The sequence below is a fragment of the Roseovarius sp. genome, from assembly GCF_018066915.1.
Classification (GTDB): domain Bacteria; phylum Pseudomonadota; class Alphaproteobacteria; order Rhodobacterales; family Rhodobacteraceae; genus Roseovarius.
Map to the genome: position 1 here is coordinate 1 of NZ_JAGPVV010000099.1, position 11225 is coordinate 11225.

Below are 11225 nucleotides of genomic sequence, written 5' to 3' on the forward strand. Positions count from 1 at the left end.
AGGCGTGCAGGGCGAAGCCGTGGCTGTTGACGATCTGCCCGACTGGTTCCGCACCTGGTCTGCCACTGGCCTCTTGGCTGTGGAAGACAAGAACGGCGACGGCAAGATCCAATACTACAACGACAAGTCCGAAGCGATGACTGCACTGGCGGCCGAGCGTGGCTGGCAGGGCAACGAGCTTGTGACGTTCAACCGTGACATCCTCGTGTTGGCCAACCCCGAAATCGCCGGTCTGCCGGGTTGGGTGATCGCGCTCATCGCCGCAGGTGGTATTGCTGCGGCCCTCTCGACGGCGGCGGGTCTGTTGCTGGCCATCTCTTCGGCTGTGAGCCACGACCTGATCAAATCGACGATCAATCCCAACATCTCGGAAAAAGGCGAGCTTTTGGCTGCCCGTATCTCGATGGCGGCGGCGATCTGTGTGGCGACCTATCTGGGTCTCAACCCTCCGGGCTTTGCGGCGCAGGTTGTGGCCTTGGCGTTCGGTCTGGCGGCGGCGTCGCTCTTCCCGACGCTGATGATGGGCATCTTCTCGAAGCGCATGAACTCTGCGGGTGCAACCGCTGGCATGCTGGCCGGTCTGATTTCGACCACGCTCTACCTGTTCCTCTATCTGGGTTGGTTCTTTATCCCGGAAACGAACATGTTGACCGCAGATCAGTACCTGTTCGGTATTCCGCCGACCCACTTTGGCCCGATTGGCGCGCTCTTGAACTTTGGTGTTGCCTATCTCGTGTCGAGCATGACGGCAGAACCGCCGCAGGAGATTCAGGACCTGGTCGAAAGCGTGCGTATTCCGCGCGGTGCCGGCACGGCCGTGAACCACTAAGCAACCAATGGACAGGGGCGGCACGTGCCGCCCCTGTTCCCTCTGCCGCCCGCCGATATTTCCGGGACCTGGGTGCTTTTAGGTGATTTCCCGCCAAATCCGAGGAGAGCCGCGCGCAATGAGCGACGTCAAACCCGATCCCATTGACAGCCTGACACGCCATGCGCCGTTTTCCGGGTTGCCGCATGTGCTGCGCTCTGCGCTGGCACCCAAGCTGGCACGGGTGGTGTTGGAGCAAGGGGCTGTGCTCTTTGAGAAGGGCGCGCCGCTGGCGGGGCTCTATGTGGTCGAGACCGGCGGGCTCGATATCGAGACGGGGCATGCTGATCTGGTGTCGCACCGGGGGCCGGGCGACATCATGGGCGAGCGGGGGCTCTTGCGCGATGGCAATGCGCTATTGACGGCGCGGGCATCGGAAGCCTCTGACCTGATCGTCATTCCGCGCGAGGCGTTTCTGGACCTGATGGAGCAGTCGGACGAGATTGCGCGCTGGTTCGCCCGCGCACGGCCCACAGCGCAGGGTGATGACGGGCCTTATGCGACGGGGCTGACAGCCCTTCAGGTGTCGGACCTGATGACCGCCACGCCGATCACCTGCGGGCCAGAGGCCACGATCAAGGATGTGGCGCGGCTGATGCGGGACAATGTGATTTCGTCCGTCGTGGTGATGGAAGGGGCGCGTCTGGCAGGCATCATCACCGTGCGCGATCTGGCCAACAAGGTATTGGCCGAAGGGCTGAGCGGCGACATCCGCGTGGCGGAGGTGATGACACCGGACCCGGTGACGATCGAGCCGGGGCGGCTTGGCCTTGATGCGCTGATGCTCTTGTCGGAGCTCAAGGTCAATCACCTGCCGGTGGCGCAGGGGGGTCGGGTGCTGGGCATGATTGGCAAGACCGATCTTTTCCGGCAACAGGCCGCCACGGCGAGCCATATGGTCGCCGATATTGCCAGCGCCGATACGCCCGAGGACATGGCGCATGTCATGGAGCGGGTGCCGATGCTGTTGGTGCAACTGGTGCAGGCCGGGGTGCGGCCGCAGTCGATCACGCGGCGGATCACCGATATCACCGATGCCATCACCCGGCGATTGCTCCGGCTGGCCGAGATGCAGCTTGGCCCGGCCCCTGTGCCCTATCTCTGGGCGGCCTGCGGCAGCCAAGGGCGGCGGGAACAGACCGGGGTGAGCGATCAGGACAATTGCCTCATCCTTGATGACAGTTTCGAGCCGGAGCATGACGCCTATTTCGCGGCACTGGCCAAATATGTGAGCGACGGGCTGAACACCTGCGGGTTCTTCTATTGCCCCGGCGACATGATGGCGACCAACCCGCGCTGGCGGCAGCCGCGCCGGGTCTGGCGCAGCTACTTCGCGCGCTGGATCGCGCAGCCGGACACTGAGGCGCAGATGCTGGCCTCGGTCATGTTCGACCTGCGGGCGATTGCGGGGGAGAATGCGCTGTTTGACGATTTGCAGGCCGAAGTGCTGGCACAGGCGCGCAAGAATTCGATCTTTGTCGCGCATATGGTGTCCAATTCGCTCAAGCATACGGTGCCCTTGGGCCTCTTGCGCGGCTTTGCCCTGATCCGGTCGGGCGAGCACAAGAACACGATTGACCTCAAACATTCGGGCGTGGTGCCGGTGGTCGATCTGGGGCGGATTTACGCGCTCTTGGGATCGCTTGAGGTGGCGGGCACGCGCGAGCGGATCACGGGCGCGCGGGCGGGGGCCGTGATTTCCGAGAGCGGCGCGCGCGATTTGCTGGATGCCTACGATCTCATTGCGGAAACGCGGCTGCGGCATCAGGCGTCGCGTATCCGCGCCGGGCGCAGCCCGGACAATTTCATGACCCCTGCCGATCTGTCGGACCTTGAGCGCAACCACTTGCGGGATGCGTTCATGGTGGTCAAGACCATGCAATCGGCCATTGCACAATCCAGAGGAGCACCGGGATAACTTATGTTTTTGGAATTGATCGCCACTTTCGCCGTTGGCATCGGCGCAGCCGGTCTGGCGCTTGTCGCCGGGCATCTGAGCCGGGGGCGTTTGCCACGCTATGCCGCGCCCATCGCGGCGGGTATCGCCATGCTGTGCTATGCCGTCTGGTCGGAATACACTTGGGCTGATCGCACGCTGGGCACCCTGCCCGAGAGCGTCGAAGTGGTGAGCGCGGTCGAAGAGGCCAAGTTCTGGAAACCTTGGACCTATGTCGTGCCGCAGGTCACGCGGATGATGGTGCTGGACCGTGCCGGGGTCCAGACCAACCCGACAGTGCCGGAAATCCTGTTGGCGGATATCTATCTCTTTGGTCGTTGGGCCGTGCCGGTCAAACGCCCGCAACTGGTGGATTGCGCGAAGGCCGCGCGCGCCGATGTGAGCGAGGCGGCGCTGGCCGATCCGTCGCAGGCCGAGTGGCTGGTTGTTGGGGTGGAGGACCCCGTGATCAAGGCGCTCTGCCAGAGCTAAGTCAGTCGTAACCGGGAGAGGAGGCCCGTCATGCCTGAAAAAACCGTTCTGCTGGTTGAAGATGAGGACAATATCGCGCTCGCACTCGAGCATCTGATCGGGCGGGCGGGATACCGGCTGCGCCGGGTGGCCACGGGCAATGCCGCGCTGGCGGCGATGGCCGAGGACCGGCCTGATCTGGTGGTTCTGGATGTGATGCTGCCCGAGCGGTCGGGCTATGAGATATGCCAGATGATCCGCGCCGATGCCGCGCTCAAGGGGATCAAGGTGCTGATGATGACCGCCGGCGGCGGTGAGGTCGAGCGCCGCAAGGGGCTGGCGGTGGGGGCGGATGCCTTTATGACCAAGCCCTTTGCCACCGCTGATCTGACCGCGCAAATCGGCGAGTTGCTGGCCGGGGCGGATCATGATTGAGCGCCTGACGGCGCGTTTGGGACTACGGCTGCGGTTTGCGCTCTTCTTTGCGGCTCTGGCGCTGGGGGGTGCTATGGTGATCGGCGGCGCGCTCTGGTTTGGCTATCGGCGCGCGGGGGGGCCGCTTGATGGCTATGTCATTGGCGGGCTGGTTGCGGCGCTGGGCGTGATGGGATTGGCCGCCTGGATCGGTCTCTTGTTTGACGAGAATGTCGCCAAGCCCATTCTGGCGCTGGCCTCGGACCTGACGACGCGGGCGCGGGCCGATGTGGATTTGCAGATCAACGAGGCGCAGGCCAAGCATCTGAGCACGCTGGCCCCTGCCGCCAATGCGATCAACGCCGCACTGTCCGAGGCGCGCGCCGCGCGCGCCCGCGCGGTCGAGCGGGAAACCGCACGGATTGCCCGCGAAAAGGCGCTCTTCGAGGCGCTCTTTCGGGATCTGGGCGAGGGGGCGGTGGTGGCCACGCCCGACAACCGTGTGATGCTCTACAACCGCATGGCGCAAGAGTTGTTGGGCGATATCGGTCTTGATCGCCCATTGTCGAATGTCCTGCGCCCCGAGCCGATCATGGATGCGCTGTCGCGGATGCAGGAGGGGCGGGTGCGCGGCCATATCGGGGCCGAGACATTTCTCGCGGCCTCTGCGAACGGCAAGCGGTTTCTCTTGGGCCGCGTGAGCCCGATCCTGTCGGATGAAGAACTGTCGGGGCATGTGTTGATTTTCCGTGATGCGACCGAGGACCTGAGCGCGCATGCGCAGCAGGATCATCTCTTCAACACGCTCTTGGAGGGGGTGCGCCGACCGGCGGCCACCATCGGCGCGCTGCTTGATGTGCTGCAATCGGCGGATGATCTGCCGCCCGAGACCCGCGCCAAGTTTCGCAAAGGGATCGAGGACGAGGTGGCGCGACTCTTTGAGTGCCTGCGCGACATGGGGGCGCAGCATGCCGGGGTCAAATCGCGGCGCTGGCCGATGTCGCCGGTTGCGGCGGCGCATGTGTTCGACGGGCTGAGCGTGCAGGCGCGGGTGCCGCTGAGCGTGGCGCGCAGCGAGGCGATGCTGAGTTGCGATGGCTTTGCTGTGACCACGCTCTTGGGCGGGTTGCTGGGGCATCTGACCGAAGAGGGCACCCGCGACGGATTCAGCCTGAGTGCCGAGCAGGACGGGGCCGAGACGCGGCTGATCCTGAGTTGGCAGGGAGAGGCTGTGACGGATGGGCAGTTGACCGGCTGGCTCAAGGCACCGCTCTCGACCGCCTATGGCGATTATTCGGGGCGCGATGCGCTGAGCGCGCATCAGACGGATGTCTGGGCCGAGGCGGGGGCGGGGGCGCACCGGATCGTACTGCCGCTGGCCACCGCAGCCCCGCCGCTGGAACCCGGCGATGCGCGGCCGGAGTTCTATGATTTCAACCTGCCCGAAGTGGCGGGTGGGGAATTGGCCAACCGGCCCCTGTCGGACCTGAGTTTCGTGGTGTTCGACACCGAGACCACCGGCCTCTCACCGCGGGGGGGTGATGAGATCGTGCAGATTGCCGGGCTTCGGATCGTCAACGGGCGTATCCTGCGCGGCGAGAGTTTTGACATGCTGGTCAATCCGGGCCGCCCGATCCCGCCTGCCTCGACGCGGGTGCATCATATCAGCGATGAGATGGTGCAAGGCGCGCCGGATATCATCGAGGCCGGGCGGCGGTTTCACGATTTCTGTCAGGGCGCGGTGCTGGTGGCGCATAACGCGCCGTTTGATCTCGCGTTTCTGCGGCTCAAGGAAAAGGTGATAGGGCGGCGGTTCGACAACCCGGTGCTGTGCACCGTGTTGATGTCGGCGGGGCTCTTTGATCACAGCGGGCAGCACACGCTTGATGCGCTCTGCGACCGGTTCGGGATCATCATCCCGCCCGAGGCGCGGCATACCGCGATGGGTGATACCGTGGCCACGGCAGAGGTGTTTGTTCGCATGCTGGGCCTCTTGCAGGCCAAGGGTGTAACCACGCTGGGCGGGGCGATTGCCGAAGAGGGGCGGATGACCAAGATCCGCAAGGCGCAGAATTACTGAACGCCGCGCGATTTCGAAGCATTTGGGCGCTGAGCCCTTGGCAATCCCGCCCCCCTGACCGATATGGGGAGTATGGGACACAAGATTGCGACCTGTTCATATTGCGGCACGCGGGCGGTTCTGGTTCTGGACCGGGCGCGGCACGAGCTGGCCTGTGCCAGTTGTGGTGCGCCGCTGCACGAGATGAAGGCGATGCCCACGCGCGAGACTGGGGCTGCGCGGCCCAAGGCGCGGCCCATGACGCTGCCCCGGCAGGAGTATGGACCTGTGGGGCAAGCCCCTGAGCGCGCGCGAAAATCCAAGCCGCGCAAAGGGTTTGGGCGGCGGATGCTCGAGGAGATATGGGACACGGTCGAGGACATATTCGACTGAATTTTAGCGTGTGACGGGCGATCAAGCGCAGTCACAGGTATATTACAATCCCTTTATATCCTGAGAATCGGACCTACATCTGTCCCAGAGGCGTCGATCCGGAACATTGATGCCTTCTATCACTGTCCCTCGTTCCGCGACTGGCGCCCAAGTTTAACTTGGGCGCTTTTTTCTTGGGCCGGATCGTGATTTGGTGGCGGTATGAGTGAAGACTATAGCGATTCCCACCTGCGCGAGATCCTGACCCGCACCCGGCGTGTGGCGGTGGTTGGCGTGTCGATGAACCCCGTGCGCCCGAGTTACTATGTGGCACGCTACCTCAGCCTCAAGAAATACGAGGTGGTGCCGGTCAATCCGGGCCATGCCGGTGAGCGGCTCTTTGGTCAGCGGGTGGTGGCGGGGCTGCGCGACATCGAGGGCGCGGTCGATATGATCGACATTTTCCGCCGGTCCGAGCATGTCGGCCCCATCGTGGAAGAGGCGCTCGAGGTTTTGCCGGGACTGCGCACGGTCTGGATGCAGATCGGGGTCGAGAATCCGGAGGCTGCGGAAATGGCGCGGGCGCGGGGCGTCGATGTGGTGATGAACCGCTGCCCCAAGATCGAGTATCAGCGGCTCTTTGGCGAGTTGCGCATGGGCGGGTTCAACACCGGGATCATTTCATCCAAGCTGTAAGCGGGATCAATTGCCGCCCAAGAGGCGCAGCGGCATCAGCCGGTCTTGCACCAGACGCAGCACGAGCGGCACGACCAAGAGGACCGCAAGCACCGTTCCGGCGATACGCAGCGCGCGGCGGCGGCGTTCATGCCGCAGGCGCACCACGGGGATGGTCACGACCGGCGTAATCTCGAGCTCTTTTTCCAGTTGCGCGGCGCTGCGGATGGCCGGGTTGAGGAGTTCGAGCGTGATGACGAGAGCGAGCCCCAAGACAAGGCTGGCCAGTGCCCCGGCAATCGCCAGTTTCTTGCGGCTGGCGGACACCGGAAATTCCGGCGGAATGGCGGTTTCCAGAATCTCGAACCGTTCCTGTTGCTGGCGCGATTCAAGGACGCTGGCCATTTCCGCCTCGACCCGGTTGGTGGTGATGGTGCTGAGCTGATCCTGAAGCTGGGTGAGGTCGCGGGTAAGCGCGCCCAACTCCCGCTCGACGCGGGGGGCTGCGGCCAAGGCGGCCTCATTCTCGGCGATGCGGGCCGAGACCAGCGCGCGCTGGTCGGTCAACTGGCCGATCTGGCGGGCAAACACCTCTTGCCGCTGGCGGGTGGATTCGGTTTCCAGCGCGATGATCTGCTGGTCGAGATCGAGCAGGGTTTCATTGAGGGTGCGCAATTCCTCGCGCACAGGCGTGATGCTGGAGGGGAGCGACGCGCCGTTGGCGCGTTTGAAATCGGCAATCACGCCTTCGACTTCGGCGATCTGGGCGCTGACACGCGCCTCTTCGGCGCTGAAGAAATCGAGTGTTTCGCGCACGAGGTCCATGCGACGCTCGCGGTTCTGGGTGATCACGGTTTCCACGAAATCATTGGCCACCTCGGCGGCCTTGACCGGATCGTTGAGGTTCACCGTCACGCTGAGCCCAGAGGGGGCGGTGGCCGGACCCATGCCGGGAATCCCCACGGTGATGGGTGTGATCCGGGCGGACACGCGCAGTTGATGGACCTTTTCGGCCAGCGGCATGTTGGGGACATTGGCAAAGAGGCCGTGCCGTTCGATCACCTTGACCAGATTGTCGCGCGCCATCAGGCGCTGTTCGATCAGTTGCAGCCGGTGATTGGCATCGGTGGCAATCGTCTGCCCGGTCAGGTCGCGGCCGACCTGTGGCGTTTCGATCTGAATCACGGCGGTGGCCTGAAACACCTTGGGCTGGTTGAGGGCAATAAGGACCGAGAGCAGCGCGCCGACCACGCCGACAAGCGCGATGAGCCACAGTCTGCGGCGCAGGAGCCGCATCAGATCGGGCATGGATTGGATCGCGCTCATGATGTGCCTATCGGTGTCGTTTCAAGGTGGTCAACGCAGACGCTGAAAACGAAAAACCGCTCGGGATATTTCCTGCTGACGGACGGTCCCGCAAACGCGGGGTGCCATCCTGTCAGCCGAATGCCCCCAAACGGCCCTGACAGATTTAAGTCTCAACTTGGCCACAATCTAGCAATCATGCCACAATTTCGCCACAGGTTATTTGTCGCGCTCTGGAAACACTGTGTTCAGAGGCGGGGCAGCGTGACGAGGGCTGCTAGGATATCGCCGGTTTGCAGGCTGTGTCCGGCAAAGCATGTGGCGGGGGGAAAGGGGGGGCAATCGGTCAGGAGTTCGGCGGAAAAGCCGCCAGACGCGTCGAATGTGACCTCGAGATCGTGGAAGGAAAGCAGCCTGCGGCTCTGGGCATATTGCGCCTTGTAGGTGGCTTCCTTGGCGCAAAAGAGGCGGCGGGAGAGGAGGCCGCTTGGGTCTTGGGTCACGGTCTCACGCTCGGCGGGGGTGCAGATTGTGGCAACGGTGTCCTCGGGGAGGGGCAAGGCCGGCTCGAGATCAAGGCCAAGCCCGGCCCAATCCTCGGAGCGTCCAAGAAGCGCCAGACATATCCCGGCACCGTGGCTGATGGTGCCGGTCACACCCTCGGGCCAGAGCGGCGCGCGGTCGGGGGCCATCGGAATGGCGGCGGGGGCGTGGCCAAGCGTGGCCAAGGCGCTGCGCGCCGCGCGGCGGCCTGCCGCGAATTCGCGGCGGCGGTTGGGCACTGCGCGGGCCATGGCTGTGGCCTCCTCGGGCCAGAGGCCGGTCGCCTCGGCGCGTGGATCGCTTGCGGCCAAGGCCAGCCTCTCGGGCAGAAGGGCGCGCAGCGCGGCGATCAGCGCGGCGCTCACCCTTGGCGCGCCGCCCGCATGGCGCGGCGGCGGGCCATGGCATCGGTGCGCGCATCGGCACGACCGGGGCTGGGGGCCGGGGCGGGGGTATTGGCGGGCGTGGGGGGGGCGTCGCCGCGCAATTCCGCCACACGCGCCGCCAGAGTGGCGAGTTTCGGGCAGCGGAAGATGTCGGTGATGCTGAGCCGGTCGACCGCCAGCGTGCTGCGGATTTCACGATGCGCCTGCACCGCCAAGAGGGAATGACCGCCCAGATCAAAGAAACTGTCCTGTGCGCCAATCTCGGCCACGCCGAGGATTCGCGCCCAGATCGCCGCGATGTCGCGCTCGATCGTATTGGCGGGCGTGACCGGTTTGGGGGCGGCTGCGGGGCGCGGGGCTTTGACTTGGGTCTCTGGCGCAGGCAGCGCCTTGCGGTCCACCTTGCGGTTGGGGGTGAGGGGGAAGTGATCCAGCACGACGACATGCGACGGGATCATGTGGGCGGGCAGCTGCGCGGCCAGATGCGCGCGCGCGGCCTCGGGTGTGATGGTGCCGCGCAGATAGGCGACAAGGCGCATGTCGCCGGGGGTATCCTCGCGCGCCAGCACCACCGCTTGTGCGACGCCGGTGCAGCCCTCAAGTGCGGCCTCGATCTCGCCCAGTTCGATGCGGTAGCCGCGCAGTTTCACCTGTGCATCGGCGCGCCCGACGAAATCGAGCCGCCCATCGGCGCGCCAGCGCACCAGATCGCCGGTGCCATAGATGCGCCCGCCCGCACGGAACGGATCGGGGCGGAAGCGGTCTGCTGTCAGGTCGTCGCGCCCGAGATAGCCGCGTGTGACCCCATCGCCACCAAGCCAGAGTTCGCCTGCCATGCCGACGGGCAGCGGTTGCATTTTGGGGTCCAGAACATACGCCTGCGTATTGGCGATGGGCGTGCCGATGGCGGCGGGGCCGGGGGTTTCTTCGGCGGGGCCGGTGGTGGACCAGATGGTCGTTTCCGTGGGGCCATACATATTGGTCATCCGTGCGCGCGTGACCTGTCGCAACTCCTGCACCAGAGCGCCCGGCAGCGCCTCGCCGCCCAGCATCAGATGCCGCAGCCGCCCGAGGGCTTGGCGGGATTCGTCGTTCATGGCGATCATGCGGGCCATTGAGGGGGTGCATTGCAGATGCGTCACGCCGTGCCGCAGGATTTGCGCGGCGATGGAAAAGTCATCCTCGGGGATAGCGCCCACACGGTTCGAGCGCTCCAGCACGCGTGCGAGTGGGCGCAGACCGTCAAGCACCTGTCGCGCGGGAATGCCGTAGTCGATGAGGCAGGCCACCTCATCCACGCCGATGCGCTTCAATCCCTCGACGCGGGCGACGCAATCCTCGACGGTGCCGAAGAGGCCGGAATCCTCGAAATAGCGCTCGAAGGCGAAATCGAGGATGCCGTCGAGTTCCTCTGCGTTGAGCGATCCGAGGTCCAATTCAAACGGGGTGCTCACACCTTGCGGGCGTTTGAAGGCGGGGAAGGCCCAAGCGTATTGCTTGATGAGGGCGGCGGCGGAACGCAGATAGTCCTTCATCGGCTCGCGCGCCACGCGCCGCGCCTCGTCGCGGGTTTCGGCGACATAGGTATGCAGCATGAGCGTGACGGTGAAGGCGTCCGGATCATGCCCCGCCTCGCGCAGGGCGCTGCGGTAGAGGGTGATCTTGCCCGCCACCTCGTCGATGGATTGGCCCAAGAGATGCGTGAGCACATTGGCGCCATGCGCCCCCGCCTCGCGCCATGTCTCGGGGTTGCCGGCGGTTGTGACCCAGACGGGCAGCACCTTGGACACCGGGCGCGGTTGGGTCACGACGGCGTGCATCGTGCCATCGGCGCGGGGAAATTCCACCGCCTCGCCGCGCCAGAGGCGGCGCAGATCGCGGATCGCCTCGAACATCGCGGGTTTGTTGCGGGGCGGCGTGTTTTCCGGGCGCAGGATGAAATCATCAGGGTGCCAGCCAGAGGCAATCGCCAGACCGGCGCGTCCGTTGGTGAGGTTGTCGATGACCGCCCATTCCTCGGCGATGCGCGCGGGGTGGTGGAGGGGGGCAACGCAGCTTCCGGCGCGCACGGCGATGTTTTGCGTGACCGCCGCAACGGCGGCCCCCGTCACCGAGGGGTTGGGATAGGGGCCGCCAAAGGCGTGGAAATGCCGCTCGGGCGTCCAGACCGCGCAAAAGCCGTGGGTGTCGGCGAAT

9 protein-coding genes and 1 pseudogene are annotated in these 11225 nt (G+C 65.0%); 7 read left to right on the forward strand and 3 right to left on the reverse strand.

The annotated features are described in order from the left end of the window. The 7 genes and pseudogenes from KBT70_RS05570 to KBT70_RS05600 form a co-directional block, all read left to right on the forward strand. Positions 1 to 829: pseudogene (locus tag KBT70_RS05570) on the forward strand (cation acetate symporter); the annotation flags it as partial. A gap of 118 nt (positions 830 to 947) precedes the next feature. Continuing rightward, positions 948 to 2786 carry a DUF294 nucleotidyltransferase-like domain-containing protein gene (locus tag KBT70_RS05575; protein WP_296629576.1) on the forward strand — a complete coding sequence of 613 codons (1839 nt, stop codon included), beginning with the start codon at positions 948 to 950 and terminating at the stop codon, positions 2784 to 2786. Between the two features lie 3 nt (positions 2787 to 2789). Further along, on the forward strand, positions 2790 to 3296 hold the full coding sequence (locus KBT70_RS05580; RefSeq protein ID WP_296629578.1) for a hypothetical protein: 507 nt from the start codon (positions 2790 to 2792) through the stop codon (positions 3294 to 3296). Positions 3297 to 3326: 30 nt separating this feature from the next. Continuing rightward, entirely contained in the window at positions 3327 to 3710 is a 384-nt protein-coding gene (locus tag KBT70_RS05585) for a response regulator (RefSeq protein ID WP_296629579.1), read from the forward strand. Next, complete coding sequence (locus KBT70_RS05590; protein WP_296629581.1) at positions 3703 to 5769, forward strand: exonuclease domain-containing protein; 2067 nt, start codon at positions 3703 to 3705, stop codon at positions 5767 to 5769. Before KBT70_RS05585 ends, KBT70_RS05590 begins: the two co-directional genes overlap by 8 nt. A gap of 72 nt (positions 5770 to 5841) precedes the next feature. After that, positions 5842 to 6141, forward strand: coding sequence for a hypothetical protein (locus KBT70_RS05595; protein WP_296629583.1), 300 nt, complete (start codon positions 5842 to 5844; stop codon positions 6139 to 6141). 201 nt (positions 6142 to 6342) lie between these two features. Then, positions 6343 to 6816 (forward strand): CoA-binding protein, encoded by a 474-nt coding sequence (locus tag KBT70_RS05600; protein WP_296629584.1) that lies wholly within the window; start codon positions 6343 to 6345, stop codon positions 6814 to 6816. 6 nt (positions 6817 to 6822) lie between these two features. On the opposite strand, the gene KBT70_RS05605 is transcribed toward KBT70_RS05600, so the two are convergent. The 3 genes from KBT70_RS05605 to KBT70_RS05615 form a co-directional block, all read right to left on the reverse strand. Next, positions 6823 to 8121, reverse strand: a complete 1299-nt coding sequence (locus KBT70_RS05605; RefSeq protein WP_296629586.1) for a Wzz/FepE/Etk N-terminal domain-containing protein — start codon at positions 8119 to 8121, stop codon at positions 6823 to 6825. Positions 8122 to 8348: 227 nt separating this feature from the next. Beyond that, the gene (locus KBT70_RS05610; protein ID WP_296629588.1) at positions 8349 to 9008 is read right to left on the reverse strand and encodes a 4'-phosphopantetheinyl transferase superfamily protein; all 660 of its coding nucleotides are present in this window, start codon (positions 9006 to 9008) and stop codon (positions 8349 to 8351) included. Further along, on the reverse strand, positions 9005 to 11225 hold a 2221-nt coding region (locus KBT70_RS05615; RefSeq protein ID WP_296629590.1), incomplete at its 5' end, for a MupA/Atu3671 family FMN-dependent luciferase-like monooxygenase. The genes KBT70_RS05610 and KBT70_RS05615, both read right to left, overlap by 4 nt.

Coding starts and splice junctions, on each gene's coding strand:
- KBT70_RS05575 (WP_296629576.1), top strand. CDS start 948: ATGAGCGACGTCAAACCCGATCCCATTGACAGCCTGACACGCCATGCG.
- KBT70_RS05580 (WP_296629578.1), top strand. CDS start 2,790: ATGTTTTTGGAATTGATCGCCACTTTCGCCGTTGGCATCGGCGCAGCC.
- KBT70_RS05585 (WP_296629579.1), top strand. CDS start 3,327: ATGCCTGAAAAAACCGTTCTGCTGGTTGAAGATGAGGACAATATCGCG.
- KBT70_RS05590 (WP_296629581.1), top strand. CDS start 3,703: ATGATTGAGCGCCTGACGGCGCGTTTGGGACTACGGCTGCGGTTTGCG.
- KBT70_RS05595 (WP_296629583.1), top strand. CDS start 5,842: ATGGGACACAAGATTGCGACCTGTTCATATTGCGGCACGCGGGCGGTT.
- KBT70_RS05600 (WP_296629584.1), top strand. CDS start 6,343: ATGAGTGAAGACTATAGCGATTCCCACCTGCGCGAGATCCTGACCCGC.
- KBT70_RS05605 (WP_296629586.1), bottom strand. CDS start 8,121: ATGAGCGCGATCCAATCCATGCCCGATCTGATGCGGCTCCTGCGCCGC.